Source organism: Cupriavidus sp. USMAA2-4 (assembly GCF_001854305.1).
In the GTDB taxonomy this organism is placed as follows: Bacteria; Pseudomonadota; Gammaproteobacteria; order Burkholderiales; family Burkholderiaceae; genus Cupriavidus; species Cupriavidus malaysiensis.
In genome coordinates, this window is record NZ_CP017749.1 from 3310710 (window position 1) to 3332532 (window position 21823).

The window sequence follows — 21823 nt, forward strand, 5'->3', positions numbered from 1 at the left end:
CCTCATCATCGGACCTCACTGACATGACGCCACTCCTCCCCACTCTTGCGCGCATGCGCTGGCTCGGCGCCGCGCTGCTGTGCGCCGCGCTGGCCGCCTGCGGCGGCGACGGCGGCAATGCCGGCACCACCGGCGGCACCGGCTCGCCGGCGACGCCCGCGGCCGACGCCGATGCGCCCAACCAGACGCCCGACAAGACGCCGCAGAAGCGCTGCGCGCCTTGAGCGCCGCGCCTGCCGGAAACCGCCCACCATTCCACGCTGCACGCACTGACATGACTTCGTCCAGCCGACGCAACTTCCTTCGCATGGCCGGCAGCGGCACCGCCGCCGCCGCGGCCCTGGCCGCCTTCCCGCCTTCCATCCGCCGCGCCCTGGCCATCCCGGCCAACAACGCCACGGGCACCATCCGCGACGTCGAGTACGTGGTGATCCTGATGCAGGAGAACCGCTCCTTCGACCACTATTTCGGCACGCTGATGGGCGTGCGCGGCTTCGGCGACCGCTTCCCGATCCCGCTCGCCGGCGGCCTCAACGTCTGGCAGCAGACCTACACCTCGGGCTCGCGCACGGTGCTGCCGTACCACCTCGACAGCCAGGCCGGCAACGCCCAGCGCGTCAGCGGCACGCCGCACAGCTACCCCGACGCGCAGAACGCCTGGGACCTCGGCCGCATGAACAAGTGGCCGACCTACAAGCAGACGCAGTCGATGGGCTACTACACCTCGGCCGAACTCGATTTCCAGTTCGCCCTGGCCAATGCCTTCACCCTCTGCGATGCCTACCACTGCTCGTTCCACGGCGGCACCAATACCAACCGCCTGTTCCACTGGACCGGCACCAACGATCCCACCGGCGCCTTCGGCGGGCCGGTGATCGACAACAGCGGCGACTCGCTCGATGCCACCGGCATCAACTACCGCTGGACCACCTACCCGGAGCGCCTGCAGGCCGCCGGCGTGAACTGGAAGGTCTACCAGAACATGCCGGACAACTACACCGACAACCCGCTCGCCGGCTTCGACCAGTACCGCAAGGCCAACGCCGCGCGCGGCAACGCGGCCAACGGCAGCCCCTATCCGGCCTACACCGTCAATGACGAGACCATCAGCCCGCTCATCAAAGGCATCGGCAACACCATGCCGGACGCGGGCTTCCTGCAGGCCTTCAAGGACGACATCGCCGCCGGCAAGCTGCCCCAGGTCTCGTGGATCGTGGCACCCGCCACCTACTCCGAGCACCCCGGGCCGTCCAGCCCGGTGCAGGGTGCGTGGTACACCCAGGAAGTGCTCAATGCCCTCACCGCCAATCCCGATATCTGGAGCCGCACCGTCCTGCTGATCAACTTCGACGAGAACGACGGCTTCTTCGACCATGTGCCGCCGCCGTGCGCGCCGGCCTACGACGGGGGCGTGCTGGCGGGCGGCGCGACCATGTCGGCCGACGGCGAATATCACACCGACCAGCACCCCTACGGTCCGGGCCCGCGCGTGCCGATGTACGTGGTCTCGCCCTGGAGCCGCGGCGGCTGGGTCAACTCGCAGGTGTTCGACCACACCTCGGTGCTGCGCTTCCTGGAAGCCCGCTTCGGCGTGGCGGAGACCAATATCAGCGCCTTCCGCCGCGCCGTCTGCGGCGACCTGACCTCCGCCTTCAACTTCGTCACCCCCAACCGCGAGGTGCTGCCCACGCTGCCCAACCGCGACAAGACCAGCGCCGACGCCATCCGTACCGCGCAAGGCCTGCTGGCCCAGGTACCGCTGCCCACCGTGGCGGCGCAGAAACTGCCGGCCCAGGCCACCGGCTCGCGCCCTTCGCGGGCCCTGCCCTACGAGCTGCACGTCAGCGCCCGCGAAGACTACGCCGGCCGCCGCGTCTGGCTGGCCCTGCGCAACACCGGCAAGGCCGCCGCGGTGTTCCACGTCTATGACCGCCTGCACCTGGACCGCGTGCCGCGCCGCTACGCGATCGAGCCGGGCAAGGAACTCAGCGGCAGCTGGGACACCTTCGCCAGCGACGGCGGCAAGTACGACCTGTGGGTGCTTGGCCCGAACGGCTTCCACCGCGCCTTCCAGGGCGATGTCAGCGCGCTCGGCGTGCCCGGCGCCAGCGCGCCGGAGATCCGCGTCTGCTACGACGTGGCCAATGCCCACGTCTACCTCGACCTGATCAACACCGGCACGGCTGCCTGCACCTTCACCGTGACCGCCAACGCCTATCGCGGCGACGGCCCCTGGACCTACGAGATCCCGGCCGGCAAGCAGATCGAGCAGCACTGGCCGGTGGGCCGCCAGGGCAACTGGTACGATTTCACCGTGACCACCGCCCAGGGCGGCTTCCTGCGCCGCTTCGCCGGACGCCTGGAGACCGGCGCCGACAGCGTCTCCGATCCCGCCATGGGCCAGGGCTGATGCGCCGCGCGGGCCGGCCCGCCGGCCCGCCACCCACCTGCGCCCCGGTTCAGTGAACCAGCCTTCGCCAAGGCGGCCTCCCGGCCAGGGAGGCCGCCTGTCTGCACGCCATCCACGCGACTGTCACAAACCGCCCGTAGACTGGCGCCCCGCATACTCTCCCACCCCTATCATGCTCGGCGACCTGTTGATGACCTTCTTCGAGGTGGCCCGCCAGGGCAGCATCACGACCGCCGCCAAGCAGCTACGCGTCAGCCAGCCCACCGTCACCGGCCGCATCCGCCAGCTCGAAGACCTCTACGGCGTGGAACTGTTCTACCGCCGCGCCAGCCGTGTCGACCTCAGCGACGTCGGCGTGGCCCTGATGCCCATCGTCGAGCAACTGGTGCAGCAGGAAGGCAGCGCCGACTTCCTGCTGCGCAACGCCGGCGACCTGCGCTTCGGCAACCTGCGCATCGGTGCCACCGGCCCGTACTACATCCTGCGCAGCGTGGCCGCCTTCCGCCAGCGCTACCCCGCCATCGACGTCAGCATCGACATCGGCAACTCGCAGCAGATGCTGGACGCGCTGTTCGAGTACCGCATCGACGTCGCCATCTCCTCCCACACCGTCGACGACCCCCGCCTGGCGCGCGTGATGCTGGCCTCCGACCCGCTCGTGCTGGTGGCGCCGCCCACCCATGCGCTGGCGCGCCAGACCAGCGTCAGCCTGGCCCAGCTCACCACCTGCCACCTGTTGATGCGCGAACACGGCTCGATGACCCGCAAGGCGACCGAGACCGCGCTGGCCGACGCCGGCTTCGAGCTGCCGCAGCACACCGTGATCGGCAGCCGCGAGGCGATCTACGAAGCGATCCGCCAGGGCCTGGGCGCGAGCGTGGTGCCCCTGGGCGAAGTGCCGGACGACCCGGCGCTGCGGGTGGTGCCGTTCTCGTGCCAGCCACCGGTGTTGCATGAGTACCTGTATTGCCTGGAGAACCGCAAGGGGACACGGCTGCTGGGGGCCTTCCTCGATTGCCTGGTGTTACCGCAGGAGCGCGGCGGGGAACGGGTCGGGACCCGCAGGCCGGCGCCGGCACCGGCGCGGACCTGAGGCATAACGGGCCGCATCGTTCGATACCGGCCCGGGTGCTTGCCCTGGATGCTTGCCCCGGGCGGTCGGCCGGAGCACGCCCCGGTGCAGCGGGTGCGGCCCGCTGCGGTCCGCGCATGCCGGAGCCCCCGCCGGCATGCCCGGCCGGCATCCCCGGCATGCGCACATTTCCCTTGATTCCGGGGGCGATGCACAGTGAAATCTACGTCCCATCACACAGTCGGGCCATGCGCCCGCGACCTCATCATGCAAGCATTCTCTGCCGAGCATCGGAAGAAGGCCCAGGCCTTCCGCGATCGCCATTTCCAGGGCGAGGGTTTCATCATTCCCAATCCCTGGGATGCCGGCACGGCCCGCCTGCTCGCCCATGCCGGCTTCGAAGCGCTGGCCACCACCAGCGCGGGACTTGCCTTCTCGCTCGGCCTGCCGGACGGCGCGGTGCCGCGCGAACGGGTGCTGGCCCACCTGGAGGAGATTGCCGCGGCGACCGGGCTGCCTGTCAGCGCCGACCTTGAGAACGGCTACGCCGACGCGCCGGAAGATGTGGCCCGCACCATCCGGCAGGCCGCGCAGGCCGGTGTCGTCGGCGCCTCCATCGAGGATGTCACCGGCCGCGCCGACGCGCCCTTCTACGACATCGGCTTCGCCGCGGAACGGATCCGCGCGGCGGTGGAGGCCGCGCGCGCCCTGCCCATCCCCTTTACCCTCACGGCACGGGCCGAGAACTTCTTCCTCGGCAAGCAGGACCTGGCAGACACGATCGCCCGGCTGCAGGCATTCCAGGAAGCCGGCGCCGACGTGCTCTATGCACCGGGCCTGAGCCGCAGCGAGGATATCGCCACGGTGATACGCGCGGTGGACAGGCCGGTCAACGTCCTGGCCGGCTTCGGCGGCTCGACGCTGAACGCACCGGAACTGTTTGCCCTCGGGGCCCGGCGCGTCAGCGTGGGAGGCGCGATGGCGCGCAGCGCCTTGGGCGCCTTCATGCAGGCCGCGCGTGAGATGCAGGAGCAAGGCAGCTTCGGCTACATGCGGACTGCCGCGAGCGGCGCGGCGATCAACGCGATCTTCCGCCCCTGCGCGACCAACTGATCCGCGTGGGCGCCGCCGTGGCAGCGCATGCTGCCGGGAAACATGCCATTTGCGCCGGCATTGGCTTGCTCTCCCATTCTTTGCCCTTGGCGCTGCTCCCCTTCCTGGCTGAGCTTCCCATGGCGGTGCGCGCGACCCGCTCAGGTCTGGCGCATGAACGCCGAGACCAGGCCGGCCACGGCAGCCGGGGCATCTTCCAGGCAATAGTGGCCGACTCCCGCCAGGCGCTTGACCGGCGCCGCGGGAAAGATCTCGGTGAACAGGGGCAGGAAATGCTCAGCGCCGAGCGTGCGGTCCGCCTCCCCCCAGATCGCGAGCGCCGGTTTGCCGCGGATCGCCCGCTCCGCCGCCGCATCGGGCGTTTCGAAGCGGTGAGCACCGGTGGCGAATCCCTTGGCCCAGCCGATGGCGCCCAGGCAGTCGGCCGGCGTGGCGAATGGCGCGGCATAGGCCGCCAGCCAGGCATCGCTGATGATGGCGTTGTGTTCGAAGCCGTTCAGTTTCAGCGTGCTCAGGATATTGAAGCCGAGCTGGCCCAGCACGGTTTCCAGGCTGCCGTCCGCTTCGGCCTTGGCGATCCACCGGAACCACGGTGACTCGGCGGCATTCGCCATGACTCGCTGCGGCAGGGTCGCCTGCCCGAAGGGAGTCGGACCGTTGGCGCTGATGACGCGGCGGATCCGGTCCGGATGGCGGGCTGCCAGCCCCATTCCGACAGGACCGCCGAAGTCGTGCATCACGAGCGTGATGCCGGTGAGGTCGAGCGACAGGACCAATCGTTCGAGATTGTCGATGTGGTCCTGCAGCCAGTAACTGCGGCCTTGGGGCGTTTCGCTCTTGCCGAATCCCATATGGTCGGGAACGACTACGCGCCAGGTCCCGCGCAGCGTCTTGATGAGATCGCGGAACAGGTAGCCCCAGGTTGGCTCGCCGTGCAGGCAGAGCAGGACTTCGCCGTCGGCGGGGCCTTCATCGACGTAGTGCATGCGGAAGCCGGGGCTGTCGGTGAAATGGGGGGTATAGGGGAAGGTGCCAGCCAATGTTGTCGCGTGATCGGTCATCGTTCGTTCCTCCATCTTTTTTGGTTGCAAAATAAAACCAGATGGAATTTACAAGGCATGGTTTTGTTTTGCAACCACCTGGTGATGAGGGGTTCTTGCTGGGTGGGCGTGGTGCATGTCGGGCGGTGTTGGTGTGCGGGGCAACGGCCTGTTTCGGCTCTCGTGACTCTGTGCTTGTCTTCGGGCGGTGTTGGTATGCGGGGCAACGGCCTGTTTCGGCTCTCGTGACTTGGTGCTTTGGTTGGGGCGATGTCGGTGTGCGAGGCAAAAGCCTGTTTCGACTCCCCTGCGGGGAGCCGACCTACTTTCTTGTCTTGCCAAGAAAGTAGGCAAAGAAGGCGCGCCGGGTGCGGCTTAAAACCCCCTCGCGTGCTGGGGCAAAGAGCGGCCGGGCCCCAACTCGGATCGCCTTAAGGCGATCCTCAGACAGGGGGCCCTCTTTTCCGCTCCTTGCCCCAGCCCGCGAGGCGCCGCACACGGCAGGGAACAGACGCCACGCCTCGCTTCGCTTCGGGTGGGGGGTGTTCGGCCAGCTCGCTGGCCGAACACAAAGAGTCAGCGAACCAAGCCATTGCGCAAGAACGAGCCGAGCCGCATACCAACGGTTTGGCCTTTCCCTCCCGTGTGCGGCGCCTCGCGAATGGGCCCCGGCCGCCGATGAAGCCCGTCCGCTGTCTGAGCGGCCGCAGGCCGCGAGTTCGGACGGGCGCGGCGGACGGGGCTAATTCGCGAGGGGGGGGCGCCGCACCCGGGTCGCCTTTCTTTGCTTACTTTCTTTGGCGAGATGTATAGACCGGGGACATGGTGGACAGGTGTACGAGGACATGGTTGACACTTCACGGCAGAGTTTCTGCCGGAGTCCGTCATGCCCTGGGGCCCACGCGACACCATGAGCCTGCGCCACGAATTCGTCCTGCTCGCCCAGCAAGAGGGCTGCAATCGCCGCCAGCTTTGCCAACGCTACGGCATCTCCCCGCAGACCGGCTATAAGTGGATTGCTCGGTACACCGAACAGGAGATGGCTGGCTTGGTCGAGCGGTCGCGCCGGCCCGCGACCGGTCCGACCCGAACGGCGGAGGAACTGGAGCGACTGGTCGTCGCCCTGCGCCTGCAGCACCCGGCTTGGGGCGGACGCAAGATCAGCCGGCGGCTTCAGGATCTGGGCCACACACCGGTGCCGGCTCCGAGCACCGTGACGTCCATCCTGCATCGGCATGGCCTGATCTCACCCGAAGCCTCGGTCAAGGCCCAGCCCTGGCAACGCTTTGAACATGCGGCGCCCAATCAGCTGTGGCAAATGGATTTCAAGGGCGGCTTTCGCACGCACGATGGCCAGATGTGCTCACCATTGACAGTACTGGACGATCATTCCCGCTTCGCCGTCACGCTGGCCGCCTGTACGCAGACCCACACCGCTGTGGTCCAGGAGCACCTGGCCCAGGCCTTTCGCCACTTCGGACTGCCTTGGCGCATCAACGCCGACAATGGGGCGCCGTGGGGCAGTCCTTCACAACCGGGGCAGCTCACCGGCCTGGGGGGCTGGCTCATCCGGCTGGGCGTGCGCCTGACCCATAGCCGTCCGGCCCATCCTCAAACCAATGGCAAGGACGAACGCTTTCACCGGCCGGCGCCCATTCGCGAGGCGCCGCCCACGGGAGGGAAAGGCCAAACCGTTGGTCTGCGAGCGGGCTCGCTTTTGCATAACGGCCAGGTTTGCTGAGCCTTTGTGTTCGGCCAGCTGCTGGCCGAACACAGCCCGCCCGAAGCGCAGCGAGGCGTGGCGTCTGTTCCCTGCCGTGTGCGGCGCCTCGCGGGCTGGGGCAAAGAGCGGATTAGAGGGCCCCCTGTCTGAGGATCGCCTTAAGGCGATCCGAGTTGGGGCCCGGCCGCTCTTTGCCTCAGCACGCGAGGGGGGGTTGAGCCGCACCCGGCGCGCCTTCTTTGCCTACTTTCTTGGGCAAGACCAAGAAAGTAGGTCGGCTCCCCCGCAGGGGGAGTCGAAACAGGTCGTTGCCTCGCAGCGCGACATCGCCCAAGTCAAAGCGCCAAAGCCTCAAGTCACTGGAGTCGAAACAGGCCGTTGTCTCGCAGACCAGCATCGCCCGAAGACAAGCACCAAGTCCCATCCAATACCAGCATCAAAAAACTTACGAAAAACATCACGCACCAGTCACCCCGCTGCCACATGCTTGCGGCTTTCCCCCCAGGAGCCCCCAAGCATGACCAGCCTCGCCCTGTTCGACCTCGACCACACCTTGCTGCCGCTGGACAGCGAGTACGAGTGGACACGCTACCTGGTGCGCGTCGGCGCCCTCGACGCGGCCGAGGCGGATGACTACAACGCGCGCTGGCTGGAGGCCTACCAGGCCGGCACGCTCGACGCGCGTGCCCACGCGCGCTTTGCCCTCGGCCTGCTGGCGCGCCACCCCCGCCTCCGGCTGGAGCAATGGCGCGCCGACTTCATGCGCGAGGTCATCGAACCGGCTTTGCTGCCGGATGCCGCGGCGCTGCTGGCGCATCACCGGCACGACGGAGCGCTGTGCTGCATCGTCACGGCTACCTGCCGTTTCGTCGCCGAACCGATCGCGGTGCGGTTGGGCGTGCGGCATCTGATCGCGGTGGAGGCCGTGGTCGATGGGAGCGGTGAGTTCACCGGCGAACTGGAAGGCGAGCCCAGCTTCGGCGCCGGCAAGGTCGTGCGCGTGGCACAGTGGCTGCAGGCGCAGAACCTGCGCCGCGAGGCCTTCGATCGCATATTCTTCTACAGTGATTCGCGCAACGACATCCCGCTGCTGGAGCAGGTGAGCGACCCGGTCGCGGTCAACCCCGACGCCTCGCTGCTGGCGCTGGCGCGCGCGCGCGGCTGGCCGGTGCTGGCGCTATCCACCGATGCCCCGGCCGGCGCCGCGCTATCGGCGGCCTGAGGCGGCCCGAGGCGGCGGCACGCGGGCACCGGCAGGCCGGACTTCCCCCGCCGTCGCGGCCATGTCATGCCGGATTCACAAAGCGTCGCCATCATCACTGCCGCCGCCGCCTCGGGATACGGTGGAACGAGGCGGAAGAAGCGACCCCGGAGACCGAACGCGCATGGCATCGCCCGACCCGCGCAGCGCCAGCTTTGCCGAGTATGAACAGCTCCAGGACATCCTGGCGGCAGGCGTCGGCGTGCTGCGGGCGCGCGTGGCCTGCGAGGTCAGCACGCAGGGCCACCGCTTTGCCGTCTACGTGGCCTGCCTCGGCAGCGAGGCGCCGCAGGCGCCGGCGATCGGCATCTTCGGCGGCATCCACGGCCTGGAGCGGATCGGCACGCTGCTGGTGCTCGACTATATGCGCGCGCTGCTGGGCCGGCTCGAATGGGATGAGCTGCTGCGGCGCCAGCTCGAATCCGTGCGGCTGGTCTTCATGCCGATCGTCAATCCGGGTGGCATGTGGGCCGGCACACGCGCCAACCCCGCCGGCGTGGACCTGATGCGCAATGCGCCGCAGGACGCCGAGGGCGCGGTGCCCTTCCTTGCCGGCGGCCAGCGCTACGGCGCCTGGCTGCCGTGGTACCGCGGCCGCGCCGGCGCGCCGATGGAGAGCGAAAGCGCCGCCATGCTGCGCGTGGTCGAGGAGGAACTGCTGCCGCGCCCGCTCAGCTTCGCCGTGGACTGCCACTCCGGCTACGGCTGGCGCGACAGCATCTGGTTTCCCTATGCGCGCACCACCCGGCCCATGCCTCACCTGGCCGAGATGTTCCTGCTCAAGACCTTGTTCGAGCAGGCCCACCCGCACCACGGCTACGCCTTCGAGCCGCAGAGCCAGCAGTACCTGCTGCACGGCGACCTGTGGGACTACGCCTACGACCGTGCGCGGGCGCCCAACCTGTTCCTGCCGATGACGCTCGAACTCGGCTCCTGGCTCTGGATCAAGAAGAACCCGCGCCAGCTCTTCTCGCGCCAGGGTATCTTCAACCCCATCATGGCCCACCGCACCGCGCGCGTGCTGCGGCGCCACGTCAGCCTGTTCGATTTCCTCGGCCGCCTGGCGGTGGCGCCGCAGCGCTGGCTGCCGCACGACGAGCAACGCGAGCGCCTGCGCCAGGCCGCGGCCGCCCACTGGCTCGGCGGGGAGCGCCGGTGAGCGGCGCTCCCTGGCTGCTGCTGCGCGGCCTCTCGCGCGAAGGGCGGCACTGGGCCGAACTGCCGGCACGCATGGCCGCGCAGGGCCTTGGGCCGGCCGTGCTGGTCGACCTGCCCGGCTGCGGCCGCCATGCGCGGGTGCCGGCACCGCTCACGGTCGGCGCCATGCGCGACTTCGTGCGCGCGCAGGCGTGCGCAGCGGGGCTGCGGCCGCCCTACCGCCTGCTCGCCATGTCGCTGGGCGGCATGGTGGCGCTCGACTGGGCGCAGCAGCATCCCGGCGAGGTGGCCGCGCTGGTCCTGATCAACACCAGCATGCGGCCCTATTGCCGCGTCGACCAGCGGCTGCGCCCGCGCGCCTGGCCCGCGCTGCTGGCGCTCGCCGCGCGCTGGCCGCGCCACGCCGAACGCGAACGCCTGATCCACGCGCTGACCTGCCGGCGCACGGATACGCTCGACGCCGACCTGAGCGCCTGGAGCGAGATCGGTGCCAGCGCGCCGGTCAGCCGCGCCGCGGCACTGCGCCAGCTGTTCGCCGCGGCCCGATTCCGCGCCCGCCCGGGCGCGCCCGCCTGCCCGGTGCTGCTGCTGTCATCGGCCGGCGATGGATTGGTCAGCCCGCGCTGCTCCGAGCGACTGGCCGGCGCCTGGCGGGCGGAGCTGCGCTGCCATCCCTGGGCCGGCCACGACCTGCCGCACGACGATCCCGACTGGCTGGACCGTACCCTGCGCGAAGCTGTTGCACGCTGAGCCCCGCGGAGCCCGCCCCGGGGATGCCGCGCCCCGCCGATGCGGCTACACTCCTGCCATGCAAGTCCTGACCCGATCCCCTGCCCGTCCCGACCGGAGCGGCCGATGACCCGCCCGAGCTCACGCAAACCCTTCCCGCTGGCACGCTGGCTCGCCGGCGCCGCCTGCGCCGCGCTGCTGGTGGCGCTGGGCCGCGAGGCCCTCTATCTCGCGGTCGAGCACGGCGCCTTCCAGCCGTCCCGCCTCGGCCCGCTGACCCCGGAAGACTTCGGCGTACCGTCGCAACAGTCCACCTTCGACAGCGGCGACCGCACCTTGCATGCATCTTTCGTGCGCGCCGCCGAGCGCGATGCGCCGGCGCTGCTGGTGTACCACGGTGACGACGAGAGCCTGTCCGACTGGGCCCGCGCCCAGGCCCTGCTCTACCGCGCGGGCATCAGCAGCTTCGTGTTCGACTACAGCGGCTATGGCGCCAGCAGCGGTCACCCCACCGTACGCCATCTGGAAGAGGACGGGCGCCAGGCCTACCAGCGCTTCCTGGCGGCAACCGCCGAGGCGCCGCGCCGCTACGTGCTGGGCTACTCGCTCGGCACGGGAGTGCTGCTCGGCCTGATCGACACGCTGCGGCCGGCGCCGGCCGGCGTGGTGATCGCCGCCGGCTTCAGTTCGGCGCGCGCCGCGGCCGTGGCGACCGGCATCGTGCCACCCTGGCTGGCACCGCTGCTGCCGAATCCCTGGGACAACGAAGCGCGCGTGCACGAGCTGGGCCTGCCGCTGTTGCTGGTCCACAGCCGCAGCGACGAAGTGATTCCCTTCGCGCAGGCGGAACGGCTGGCGCGCGCCGCCACCGGCCCGCACCGGCTGCTGGCCCTGGACGGACTGGTACACAACGCCGCCATCGAGGCCGACGAGGCCGCCATCTTCTGGTCGCCGATCGCGGCCTCGCTGCGCAGCGGCGCCCTGGCCGTCGCGCCTCCGGCGCACGACGCTCGTCCGCCGGCCGGCACGCCAGCGCGGCACGGATAGCGGGATAGCGCGCGGGAAAGCCGCTGAACGGCGCAAAGACGGCCGTCGCGGCCGTCGCGGCCGAGGCAAGAGGAAAAGCAAGAAGAAAAAAGAGGGGAAGGCAGGCGCACGTTCCCGGAGCCGAGCCCGGCCCCGCGCCCGGGCGGCGCCGGCGCGCTGCGGTGCGCCCACACCAGCGGTGACCGGTCAATCTACTCCTGCCGCGCGCATCCGGCAACCGGCCATGTGGATGAGTTGCGACGCTGCCGCGTGTCACAGTGGCGCCCGGCATTCTTGTCTATAGTGCTCCCATGGCCAGAACATCGAATCGCCGCTGTTGACAGCCCTGGAGGTACTGCCATGCGTTTGTTCGCGAACCTGTTCAGTCAGCCCACCCCGGAAAAGATCGCCGCGCGGGAACTGGAGAACATGAGGCTGACGCTGTTCCAGGCTGAACGACGACTGCTGGAAGCACAGATGCAGGTCGACTATTACCGCGATGTCATCGCCTTCCTCGAGGACGTGGCGGCCACCGGTGTCGAGGGCGTGGTCGACAAGCGCCGCGCCGCCGCTCGCCCCGCCGCCGAAACCGCGCCGGGCGCGCGCCTGGCCCCCGGCCTGACCACGGTGCCCATCGTGCCCTCGGCCGCCTGACGGGGCGGACGCGCCCCGGCGGCGTAGCGGGCCGGCGCCCGCCATACCGGCCATCGCCGGCTGTGCGATACTCGCGCGGCCGGCCGGCCGCGCGTTGTGGCCTGGCGCGGGCACTCCCCAGGAACAGGCCATGAACGAACTGCTGCCCGCCATCGAACTCGAGACCGCGCCCGCGCCGGCGTTCACCGTCATCTGGCTGCACGGCCTCGGCGCCGACGGCAGCGACTTCGTGCCGGTGGTGCCGGAGCTCGGCCTGCCCGCGGCGCCAGGCGTGCGCTTCGTCTTTCCGCATGCGCCCGCCATGCCGGTCACGTGCAACGGCGGTTACGTGATGCCTGCCTGGTATGACATCTACACCCTGGACAACGCGCGCCGCCATGCCGATGAAGACGGCATTGCCGCCTCCTGCGAGGCGGTGCGTGCGCTGATCGCCAGGGAGAACGCGCGCGGCGTGCCCTGTGCGCGCATCGTGCTGGCAGGCTTCTCGCAAGGCGGCGCGATCGCCTATACGGCCGGCCTGACGCATCCGGAGCCGCTCGCCGGCATCATCGCGCTGTCCACCTACCTGCCGGCACCGGCCCTGGTGGACGCCGGCATGCGGGCGGACAACCTGGCCACGCCGATCTTCGCCGCGCATGGCAGCGAGGACGACATCGTGGCGCCGGCGCTGGGCGAGCAGGCACGCGACGCGCTGCGCGAGCGCGGCTGCCAGGTGGCCTGGCATACCTACCCGATGCCGCATTCGGTGTGCCTGGAAGAGCTGCGGGACATCGGCGCCTGGCTGCGTGCACGGCTGGCCGCGGCGCCGGCCGGCGAGCCCTGAGCGGGACCTGAGCGAGCCCGATCGAGCCCGATCGAGCCGGCCATATGGTAGTCTCGCGTCCTTCCTGAATTCCGCCACCCCGTGCACGGCATGAAGCCCGCCCCGATCGTCCGACTCGATTTCAATACCCGCAAGGCCCTGCTGTTCGCGCTGACCGCCGAGCGGCTGTCCGCCTACTACGAGCACCGCACCTGGCTGACCGAGGCCCAGGGCGCGACGCTGGCCGCGCAATGGCTGTCGCGCTCCAAGCTGCAGCTCGCGCTGGCTGAGCGCCGCCTGCTGTCCGAGCTGAGCGACGAGTTCGCGCGCCAGCTCGCCGGCACGCTGTCGCGCGAGGCTGGGCTCTATGCCTCGCACGAGATGATGGAAGCGCTCGACCCCAACTACCAGTCGGCCTTTGCCCACGACCTGCTCGACGAGTGCGCGCGCCTGCTGCGCGAGCGCGGCGTGGAAGAGTAAGGCAACGGTAAGGCAACGGCGGCGCACGGCAAGCGGCGCAGCGGCGCAGCGGCGCCTGCGCGCGCCGCAGTGCAGGCTCAGCGGCCTGTGGTGCGCACGGCGCCGCGGCCCCCGCGGCCCCCGCGGCCCTTCTCCAGCTCGGCCATGTCGAGGCGCCGGAACACCGCGGCCGAGGCCAGTGTGATCAGCCCCACGGTGAGGAAGGCCAGCCGGTAGGCACCGCCGCCCATGCCGGCGTGAGTGGTGAACAAGCTCACCAGCCCGCCGCCGATGGTCACACCCAGTCCGATCGCCAGCATCTGCACCATCGAGAAGAGGGAATTGCCGCTGCCGGCGTCTTCCCGGCTCAGGCCCTTCAGCGTAACGCTGTTCATGGCCGCGAACTGCATCGAGTTGGTGGCGCCGAACAGCGCCAGCTGCGCCGCCGCGAGCGCCATCGGCCAGCCCGGCGCGATCGCCGCGAAGGAGGCGATCGACGCGCCCACCAGCACGGTGTTCACCAGCAGGAAGGTGCCATAGCCGTAGCGGTTGACCAGCGGCACGATCCAGCGCTTGGCGAGGGCGCCGGCCAGCGCCGCCGGCAGCAGCATCATGCCGGAGTGCAGCGGCGAGTAACCGAGCTGAAGCTGCAGCAGCAGCGGCAGCAGGAACGGCACCGCGCCCGAGCCGATGCGGCACACCAGGTTGCCGGCCAGGCCAACGCTGAAGTTCGGCTCGCGGAACAGCGCCAGGCGGAACAGCGGCGCGCGGCTGCGGCGCGCATGGGGGATATAGAGCAACGCCGACAGCAGGCTGGTGGCGAACAGCGCGCCGCTCCACAACGCGTGGGCCGCGCCGCCACCGCCGCCCGGTGCGTCCAGCGCGAGCGAGAAGGCCACCATGCACAGCGACAGCAGCCCGCAGCCCAGCCAGTCGAAGGGCGGCGCCTGCAGGCCGCGGTCGGCCGGCAGGTAGCGCAGCACGGCCGCCAGCCCCAGCACGCCGATCGGCACGTTGATGAGGAAGATCCAGTGCCACGACACGCTCTGCACCAGCCACCCGCCCAGCATCGGCCCGAAGATCGGGCCCACCTGGCCCGCCACCGAGACGAAGGCCAGCGCGGCGATGTACTGCTCGCTGGAGACATTGCGCAGGATGGCCAGGCGCCCGATCGGCAGCAGCATCGAGCCGCCCAGGCCCTGCACGACGCGGGCCGCCACCAGTTGCGGCAGCGTGTGGGCGCCGGCGCAGAAGAGCGAGCCCAGCACGAAGATGAGAATCGCGGCGAAGTAGACGCGGCGGGTGCCGAAGCGGTCGGCCAGCCAGCCCGAGGCAGGCGTCAGCATGGCCATGGTCAGTGTGTAGGCAACCACCACCGGTTGCAGCGCCAGCGGGGTCTCGTCGAGGCTGCGCGCCATCGAGGGCAGCGCGGTGTTGACGATGGTGGTGTCGAGCGTCTGCATGAAGAAGCCGGCGGCGACGATCCACAACATCGGCATGCGGGGGGAATCCTGGGTCATTGTCCTTCTCGGTAGTGCCGCATGCCGCACGCCGTGGCACGCCGGGACTGCTGGCATGTTAATCAGCCGCGCACCGATCGTGAACCCCGCTGGCGTCATTGACTGCCATCGGATTTACCGATGACAATGGCGCATGCTCAATCCGGTCTGGATCCAAACCTTCGCCACCGTGGCCGCGGCCCGCAGCTTTACCGACGCCGGCCGCCAGCTCGGCCTGTCGCAGTCCTCCGTCAGCGAACACATCCGCCGCCTGGAGGAAAACGTCGGTCGCCGGCTGTTCGTGCGCGACACCCATTCGCTGGCCATGACGCCCGACGGCGAGGCCCTGCTGGTCCACGCACGGCTGATCCTGCAGGCGCTGGCGCGCGCCGAATCGCAGTTCAGCGCGCCGCGCCTGCAGGGGCGCGTGCGCCTGGGCACCTCCGACGATCTCGCCCAGGGCCCCCTGCCCAAGGTGCTGGCGGCCTTCCGCAACTCGCACCCGGACGTGGAGCTGGAGATCACCATCGGCATGACGGGCAAGCTGTACGAACTGATGGATGCCGGCACGCTCGACCTGATGATCGGCAAGCGCCGCGACGGCGAGCGCCGCGGCGTGCCGCTGTTCCACGGCGCGCTGGAATGGCTGGCGGTGCCGGGCACGGTGGCCGACCTGAGCCGCCCGCTGCCGCTGATCCTGGTGAATGAACCGAGCGTCACCCGCGCCGTCGTGCTCGACACCCTCGCCAAGGCGGGCGTACAGTGGCGCATCGTGTGCAGCAGCAGCAGCCATTCCGGCTGCGTGGCCGCCGCACGCGGCGGCCTGGGCCTGACGGTGCGCGCGCGCGACCTGGCCGGGCGCGGCCTGGTGCCGCCGGTCAATGCCGACAGCCTGCCGGCGCTGCCCCAGGTCGAGTTCATCTCGCTGGCGGCGCGGCGCCTCAGCCGCCCCGCCGAGACGCTGCTGCGCCTGCTGCAGAAGAGCGACCTGCGCGGTTCGCGGCTGGACGACTGAGGCCGGCCGCCCTCCGCCCGTGCCGGCAACGGCACCGGCCGCGCCGGCCTGCCGGTCCCTCCCCCGTCCAAACGGTTGAGGTCATCCAAAAGCATGTCACCCGATTTACCGCGCCGCCTCCAACCTCCGGCCACTGTCCCCGTGCCCACACATATCGCTTAATGGACCTATACAAGGCCGCCCGCTACGTGGCGACCCGCACAGACGGGCAGCCGCTGTCGGTGGCGTCCGCTTGGTGGCGTCCGCTGCCGATGGCGTCCGCCTTGGTCTTCAGGGGAAACGGGGAGAAGCGCATGTTGGAAACCATCGTCGACCTGTCCGGCAATCAACTGCTGAAGCGCCTGCCGGAGCGCGAACGTACCGCCCTGCGGCCCTACCTGGAGCCGGTCAACCTGCGCGCCGGCCAGCTGCTCAGCGATTCGGGGCAACGCATCCGCCACGTCTATTTCCCGATCAGCGCCATGATCTCCATGCTCTCGCTGCAGGAATCCGGCAGCACCGTGGAGCTGGCCTCGATCGGGCACGAAGGCCTGGCCGGCCTGCCCGCGCTGACCGGCGGCGAGACCATGCCCAACCGTACCGAGGTACGCAAGAGCGGCGTGGCGCTGCGCATCGCCGCCGGCGACCTGCGTGCCCAGTGGCCCATGCTGCCCACCCTGCAGCGCATGACCCTGCTTTACATGCAGGCCCTGCTGACGCAGGTGGCGCAGACCGTGGTCAGCGTGCGCCACCACTCCCTCACCGAGCAGCTGTGCCGCTGGCTGCTGCTGGCACTGGACCGCGCCGCCGGCAACGAGCTCGACGTGACCCAGCAGACCATCGCCGACATGCTGGGCGTGCGCCGCGAAGGCGTCACCGAGGCGGTCGGGCGGCTGGTGCAGCTGCACCTGATCGAGCACAGCCGCGGCCATATCACGGTGATCGACCGCGCCGGCCTGGAGGGCTATTCAGGCGAGTCGTACCGCATCGTCAAGCACGAGTTCGACCGGCTGCTGAGCACGACGGCCTGAGGCAGGCCGCCTCACAGTCCTGCCGAGGGCAAGGCTCGGTAGGCGCCGAACAGGTGATAGGGCGTGGTCGACGGCATGTCGGTGCGCAGCACCTCGCCGGCCGGCCCGAGCACTTCATGCCAGCCGCCGGCGTGCAGGAACCGCGCCTCGAAGCACCCGGCCCACTCCGCCAGCGTGGCCAGCGAGGCCGTGCTGCCCTCCAGCGCCAGCGCGCGGGCGAACTCCGTCTGCGCCCAGATGCGCTGGGTGGCGTCCGTCACGCTGCCATCCGCCGCCAGCGCCGCGCCGACGCCCTGGGTGGCGGCATCCACGCCGAAGCGTTGCGCGAAGGCGAAGGCGCGTCGCAGCGAGGCCTCCAGCGCCGATCCGCCGAACACGGCCGGCGCCATCGCCACCAGCGCAAACCACTCGAACTGGTGCCCCGGCTCGATGCGGTTGCCGGGCTCGCCCTGCGGCAGCTCGGCCACGCAGCCGTTGCCCGGATCGACGAAGCGCGCCAGCACGGCCTCGCCGATCTCGCGCAGGCGCTGGCCGTACCAGGCGTCGCCGGCAATGCCATAGGCGGCCAGGTAGGCCTCGGTCAGGTGCATGATGGGGTTCTGCAGCACCGGCGCGCCGCTGTCCCCATAGCCGGCATCGAGCGCGGAACGGTACAAGCCGGCGCCGTCGGCGAAGCGTGCCTCGATCAGCGCCGTGGTGCGCGCCATCAGCCGCAGTGCCGCCTCGCTGCCGCTGCGCTTGTGGTACTCGGCGCAGGCGAACACGGCAAAGGCGTAGGTATAGAGGTCGCGCGCCCGGTCCAGCGGCTCGGCGGCCGCGTCGACGCTGTAGATCCAGCTGCCCTCGCCGTCGCCGAAGCAGGCCTCCAGCGAGGCGAACAAGGCCGCCGCGTGTTCCGCGTCGGCGCTTCCGGGCAGGCCCGCGTGGGCGAACACATAGAGTTGGCGCGCGCAGGCCATGGCACGGTAGCGCACCGGCGGCAGCGGCGCGCCGCTGCCGCCGTCGAGCGCCTCGTAAGGCAGGCGCAGGGTGGGGTTCCAGCCGGCGCCGCGCCACAGCGGCAGGATGGTGCCCTTGTAGTGGCGGACCAGGGCGTCGACGCGGGCAGCGAGTCGGGGCGGGACGGTGGATGAGGCAGGCATGCGGCGTGTGATGGACAGGGTGCGGGAGGGCGCAAGCCGGCAAGATACTGGAAATGGCGCGCCGGCGGAAGTCCGCTGGAGCCCCGCGCGCCCTGAGCCCCCCGGAGGCACCGGACGCAGGCCGCGGCCCGCCGTCGCCTTTCGCCCCGCGCCGCCGCCGTCTACATTGAAGGATGGAAGACACTCACACCGTCTGTTCCACCAGGCGTTCCCGCGCGGGAGGCTGCCATGACCCACCACCCCCTGACCCTGACCGACCGGCACCGCACGCTGGTGCTCCACGTCGTCGAAGACCACCCCGGCTCCTACTGCTGGCGCATCGTCGTGGAAGAGCGAGGCTGCGCCGCCGACTGCGACTCCACCATCGAATCGCCCGCCGCCTATCCCTCGCATGCGGAAGCCGAGGCGGCCTGCTGGGCGGCCGGCAACCGGCTGCTGGACGGCATCCGCCTGGCCGGCGAATCACGTGCCCACTGAAACGCGCGCCCGGGGGGCTGCGCAGCGACCCGCTTAGCCGCCGCTCAGTCGCCGCTCAGTCGCCGCTTGGCGCACGCTGCGCCCGGCAACCGCCCCAAGTGGCCGGTTCGGCAGCCCGTGCGTATTGTTCTTGCACCGCGCCATGGATGCGCTAGGCTGTAAGCCTCAGGGGCGGACGCATGTCTGTGCGCTGCCCCACCTTCCCGCATGGTCCCGTGTGGGAATTCCGCCGTTCCGACCCACCGCCGGCCCCGTGCCGGCGCAGGCCGCGTCGCCCCGGACGGCTGGCAAACGTGGGAGCGCGCCATGGCCAAGCCCGTTGTCAGTCCCCAGCGCTTCGTCGAGATGCTCAACGAGCGCCTGAGCAGGCACCCCCTGTACCGGGAGGGCATGCACGTCTACGCCATTCCCCAGCACAGCCCGCGCCCGCGCAGCCTGGTCTGCGTCGGCCCGCGCGGCACCGCCGGCGTGTGCGCCACCATCGAGGTCATCGTGCGCGGCGAATGCGACGTCTTTCCGGACATCGCCCAGGAGTGGGAGCTCAACGGCCCCCGCCCCGGCAGCCTGCCGCACTGAGCCCACGGCACCGAGCCCACCTCCAGCCAGCTTTCCCGTCACCCTTCCCGCCTGTCTCGGCGCCGTCTCAAACCCGCTCCAGCGGCCGGTGCGGCAGCTCCGGCAGCATGACTTCGATGGCATCGCCCGCGCGCACCGCGCCGCCCGCCAGCACCACCGCCATCACCCCTGCCCGGCGCACCAGCCTGCCGTCCGCGTCGCGGCCGAGTACCTCCTTGAGCAGGCCGGGCCGGAACGCTTCGATCTGCGCACAGGGATTGCGCAGGCCGGTCAGCTCCAGCACGGCCTCGGCGCCAAGCCGCAGGCGCGTGCCGACCGGCAGCGCCAGCAGGTCGAGCCCCGCCGTGGCGACGTTCTCCCCCAGCGCCCCGTGCCCGAGGCCGAAGCCCTGGGCCGACCACTGCGCCAGCAGTTCGTCCGCGATCAGGTGGACCTGGCGCAGGTTGGGCTGGCTGGGATCGACCGCCACGCGCGAACGATGCTGCACGGTGACGCCGGCGTGCGCGTCCCCCTCCACGCCGAGACCGGCCAGCAGGCGGATTTCCTGCACCACCTCCTTGCTGAAGCCGTGCACGGCGCTGCGCGCCACCGCGGCCACCCGGGCATCCGGCCCGGCGCCGGCCGCCCTCACGCAGCCTCCAGCGCCACCTGCGGCCGCACCGGCGCCGCCGCCGCATAGCCGGCCGCGAACACCAGCCGGCCGGCCGACCACGTATGCGTCACCAGCGGCTGGCCCGCCACCGTCGCCACCGCGACCAGGTCGGCGCGCAGGCCTGGAATCAGGCCACCGCGGTCTCCAAGGCCGCAGGCGCACGCCGGATTGGCGGTCACCATGGCGAGCGCGCGCCACAGTGGCTGCCCGGCCTGTTGCGCGGCGGCAAAGGCCGAAGGCACCAGCGTCGACGGCTGGTAGTCCGAACACAGGATGCTGGCCACGCCGGCGCGGATGGCGTCGATGGCGCGCATCGAGCCGCTCTGGCTCTTGCCGCGCAGTACATTGGGCGCCCCCAGGATGGTCGGCAGCGCCCGCTCGCACGCGGTACGCGCCGTCTCCAGGTTGATGGGGAACTCGCTCATGCGCACGCCCAGCGCCAGCATGGCCTCGATGCGCTGCGGCGAATCGTCGTCGTGGCTGGCGGCCGGGATGCCCAGCCGGCCCGCGCGCGCCAGCAGGCGCTCGACGCGCCCGGCCACACCCTCGCGCTCCTTCAGCTTGCGCTCGGCGACCTCGCCGGCCGCTTCGCGGCTCATGCCGTGGTTGCCCATCAGGTAGGCCAGGTAGGCTTCCACCGTCTTGAACTGGCCCTGGCCGGGCGAGTGGTCCATCACCGAGATCAGGTCGACCACGCCCTCGTCCATCAACTGCTCCAGCGCCGGCACCGCGGCCGCGTCGGTCACCTCGTAGCGGCAGTGCACGCGGTTGTCGACCAGGCTGTGCGCGCGGAAGGCGGCCACCCTGCGCACGATGTCGGAGGCCGTCTGGTTGTTGCGCACGCCGGCCTCGTGGCTGGAGAAGGACAACGCATGGAAGGGTGTGGTGATGCCCGCGGCGGCATTGCGCCGATCCACCTGCGCCACGGCGAAATCGAGCGGGAACAGCACGTTGGCGCGCGGCTCGGCCTCCTTCTCGATGGCGTCGCAGTGCAGGTCGACCAGGCCGGGCAGCAGGTACTGGCCGTGCAGGTCGACCACCTGCGCGCCGCGCGGCACGGCGGATGGTGCGGGCTCGATGGCGGCGATACGGCCGTCTTCGATCAACAGGGCGCTGTCGGCCAGTTCCTGGTCCGGCAGCATCAGATGGGCATGCGTCAGGTAGATCGGTGGCATGTTCGGTTCCATGGGCAAAGGGCCGGGCGGCCGCTCAGGCGGGCCGGGCGGCGGCGGCGGCGGCGGCGGGCACCATCGTTTCGCCCGTCGCCGGGCGCAGCGGCAGCAACCGTGTGGCGACGGCGTCGCGCACCGCCTCGTCGTGGAAGATGCCGACCAGGCAGCGCCCCTCGGCCAGCGTCTCGCGCATCAGTTCCACCACCACCGCGCGGTTGTCGGCGTCGAGCGAGGCGGTGGGCTCGTCCAGCAGCAGGATCGGGTGGCCGCCGATGAAGCCGCGCGCGATATTGACGCGCTGCTGCTCGCCGCCGGAGAAAGTGGCCGGCGGCAGGCTCCACAGGCGGCCCGGCAGGTTCAGCCGCGCCAGCAGTGCCGCCGCGCGCTCGCGCGCGGCCTCCTGCGGCACGCCGCGCGCGAGCGCCGGCTCGGCCACCACATCCAGCGCCGAGACGCGCGGAATGGCGCGCAGGAACTGGCTGACATAGCCCACTACGTCGCGGCGCAACTGCAGGATGCGCTGCTCGGGCGCGCTGCTCAGCTCCACCCAGGCCTCGCCGGCGCCGGCCGGGTCGCGCAGGCGGATGCTGCCCTCGGTGGCCAGGTAGTTGCCATAGAGGCAGCGCAGCAGCGTGCTCTTGCCGGTGCCCGAGGGACCGGCAAGCACCACGCACTCGCCACGCGCGGCGTCAAAATCGACCGCGTGCAGCACCGGCAGCCGCACGCCGCCCTGGTTGTGCAGCGTGAACAGCTTGCCGAGCCCGCGCACCTCGATCATGCGTTCGGTCATGCGCCCGGCCCCGGCCAGGGGACTCCGTACTTCGTCGTTCATG

At 70.6% G+C, this 21823-nt stretch carries 21 protein-coding genes and 1 pseudogene; 16 read left to right on the forward strand and 6 right to left on the reverse strand.

From position 1 onward, the window contains the following. Positions 1 to 23: 23 nt before the first annotated feature. The 4 genes from BKK79_RS34425 (at position 24) to BKK79_RS34440 (ending at position 4595) form a co-directional block, all read left to right on the forward strand. Complete coding sequence (locus BKK79_RS34425; RefSeq protein ID WP_071019609.1) at positions 24 to 224, forward strand: hypothetical protein; 201 nt, start codon at positions 24 to 26, stop codon at positions 222 to 224. Between the two features lie 50 nt (positions 225 to 274). Beyond that, a complete protein-coding gene (locus BKK79_RS34430) occupies positions 275 to 2410 on the forward strand; it encodes a phosphocholine-specific phospholipase C (protein ID WP_071019607.1) in 2136 nt (711 codons plus the stop codon). Positions 2411 to 2582: 172 nt separating this feature from the next. Continuing rightward, a complete protein-coding gene (locus BKK79_RS34435; protein ID WP_071019604.1) occupies positions 2583 to 3503 on the forward strand; it encodes a LysR substrate-binding domain-containing protein in 921 nt (306 codons plus the stop codon). A 246-nt stretch (positions 3504 to 3749) separates the two neighbouring features. Then, complete coding sequence (locus BKK79_RS34440) at positions 3750 to 4595, forward strand: isocitrate lyase/PEP mutase family protein (RefSeq protein ID WP_071040078.1); 846 nt, start codon at positions 3750 to 3752, stop codon at positions 4593 to 4595. A gap of 140 nt (positions 4596 to 4735) precedes the next feature. Here the strand turns inward: BKK79_RS34440 and BKK79_RS34445 are convergent, their stop codons facing one another. Further along, the gene (locus tag BKK79_RS34445) at positions 4736 to 5656 is read right to left on the reverse strand and encodes an alpha/beta fold hydrolase (protein WP_071019599.1); all 921 of its coding nucleotides are present in this window, start codon (positions 5654 to 5656) and stop codon (positions 4736 to 4738) included. 865 nt (positions 5657 to 6521) lie between these two features. Between BKK79_RS34445 and BKK79_RS34450 the strand changes: the two are divergent. From BKK79_RS34450 to BKK79_RS34485, 8 genes and pseudogenes are all read left to right on the forward strand, one after another. Then, positions 6522 to 7280 (forward strand): annotated as a pseudogene (locus tag BKK79_RS34450) (IS481 family transposase); the annotation flags it as partial. Between the two features lie 595 nt (positions 7281 to 7875). Further along, positions 7876 to 8580: an HAD family hydrolase gene (locus BKK79_RS34455; protein ID WP_071019597.1), complete on the forward strand. Its 705-nt coding sequence runs from the start codon at positions 7876 to 7878 to the stop codon at positions 8578 to 8580. A 163-nt stretch (positions 8581 to 8743) separates the two neighbouring features. Next, on the forward strand, positions 8744 to 9778 hold the full coding sequence (locus BKK79_RS34460; RefSeq protein ID WP_071019594.1) for a M14 family zinc carboxypeptidase: 1035 nt from the start codon (positions 8744 to 8746) through the stop codon (positions 9776 to 9778). Next, positions 9775 to 10527: an alpha/beta fold hydrolase gene (locus BKK79_RS34465; RefSeq protein WP_071019592.1), complete on the forward strand. Its 753-nt coding sequence runs from the start codon at positions 9775 to 9777 to the stop codon at positions 10525 to 10527. The genes BKK79_RS34460 and BKK79_RS34465 overlap by 4 nt, the downstream gene beginning before the upstream one ends. 105 nt (positions 10528 to 10632) lie before the next feature. Beyond that, positions 10633 to 11553 (forward strand): alpha/beta hydrolase, encoded by a 921-nt coding sequence (locus BKK79_RS34470; protein ID WP_071019589.1) that lies wholly within the window; start codon positions 10633 to 10635, stop codon positions 11551 to 11553. 339 nt (positions 11554 to 11892) lie between these two features. Continuing rightward, entirely contained in the window at positions 11893 to 12186 is a 294-nt protein-coding gene (locus BKK79_RS34475) for a hypothetical protein (protein WP_071019586.1), read from the forward strand. A gap of 130 nt (positions 12187 to 12316) precedes the next feature. After that, positions 12317 to 13009 carry an alpha/beta hydrolase gene (locus tag BKK79_RS34480; protein ID WP_071019583.1) on the forward strand — a complete coding sequence of 231 codons (693 nt, stop codon included), beginning with the start codon at positions 12317 to 12319 and terminating at the stop codon, positions 13007 to 13009. 90 nt (positions 13010 to 13099) lie between these two features. Next, complete coding sequence (locus BKK79_RS34485) at positions 13100 to 13468, forward strand: hypothetical protein (protein WP_071019581.1); 369 nt, start codon at positions 13100 to 13102, stop codon at positions 13466 to 13468. A gap of 77 nt (positions 13469 to 13545) precedes the next feature. On the opposite strand, the gene mdtD is transcribed toward BKK79_RS34485, so the two are convergent. Next, positions 13546 to 15024, reverse strand: coding sequence for a multidrug transporter subunit MdtD (mdtD, locus tag BKK79_RS34490; protein ID WP_442873263.1), 1479 nt, complete (start codon positions 15022 to 15024; stop codon positions 13546 to 13548). A gap of 76 nt (positions 15025 to 15100) precedes the next feature. Here mdtD and BKK79_RS34495 point away from each other — a divergent pair, with 76 nt between their 5' ends. Beyond that, positions 15101 to 15961, forward strand: a complete 861-nt coding sequence (locus tag BKK79_RS34495; RefSeq protein WP_071040080.1) for a LysR family transcriptional regulator — start codon at positions 15101 to 15103, stop codon at positions 15959 to 15961. Positions 15962 to 16254: 293 nt separating this feature from the next. Continuing rightward, positions 16255 to 16971 carry a Crp/Fnr family transcriptional regulator gene (locus BKK79_RS34500; protein ID WP_071019574.1) on the forward strand — a complete coding sequence of 239 codons (717 nt, stop codon included), beginning with the start codon at positions 16255 to 16257 and terminating at the stop codon, positions 16969 to 16971. Between the two features lie 11 nt (positions 16972 to 16982). On the opposite strand, the gene BKK79_RS34505 is transcribed toward BKK79_RS34500, so the two are convergent. Next, positions 16983 to 18113, reverse strand: a complete 1131-nt coding sequence (locus BKK79_RS34505; RefSeq protein WP_071040081.1) for an AGE family epimerase/isomerase — start codon at positions 18111 to 18113, stop codon at positions 16983 to 16985. A 228-nt stretch (positions 18114 to 18341) separates the two neighbouring features. Here BKK79_RS34505 and BKK79_RS34510 point away from each other — a divergent pair, with 228 nt between their 5' ends. After that, positions 18342 to 18590, forward strand: a complete 249-nt coding sequence (locus BKK79_RS34510; protein ID WP_071019570.1) for a hypothetical protein — start codon at positions 18342 to 18344, stop codon at positions 18588 to 18590. Positions 18591 to 18896: 306 nt separating this feature from the next. Beyond that, positions 18897 to 19166: a hypothetical protein gene (locus tag BKK79_RS34515; protein WP_071019567.1), complete on the forward strand. Its 270-nt coding sequence runs from the start codon at positions 18897 to 18899 to the stop codon at positions 19164 to 19166. A 67-nt stretch (positions 19167 to 19233) separates the two neighbouring features. Here the strand turns inward: BKK79_RS34515 and BKK79_RS34520 are convergent, their stop codons facing one another. From BKK79_RS34520 to phnL, 3 genes are read right to left on the reverse strand one after another with little or no spacing between them, the layout of a single operon-like run. Next, on the reverse strand, positions 19234 to 19797 hold the full coding sequence (locus tag BKK79_RS34520) for an MOSC domain-containing protein (protein ID WP_071040082.1): 564 nt from the start codon (positions 19795 to 19797) through the stop codon (positions 19234 to 19236). Further along, positions 19794 to 20993 (reverse strand): alpha-D-ribose 1-methylphosphonate 5-triphosphate diphosphatase, encoded by a 1200-nt coding sequence (locus BKK79_RS34525; protein ID WP_071040083.1) that lies wholly within the window; start codon positions 20991 to 20993, stop codon positions 19794 to 19796. Before BKK79_RS34525 ends, BKK79_RS34520 begins: the two co-directional genes overlap by 4 nt. Positions 20994 to 21027: 34 nt before the next feature. Further along, positions 21028 to 21822, reverse strand: a complete 795-nt coding sequence (phnL, locus tag BKK79_RS34530) for a phosphonate C-P lyase system protein PhnL (RefSeq protein ID WP_232346390.1) — start codon at positions 21820 to 21822, stop codon at positions 21028 to 21030. Position 21823 lies beyond the last annotated feature (1 nt).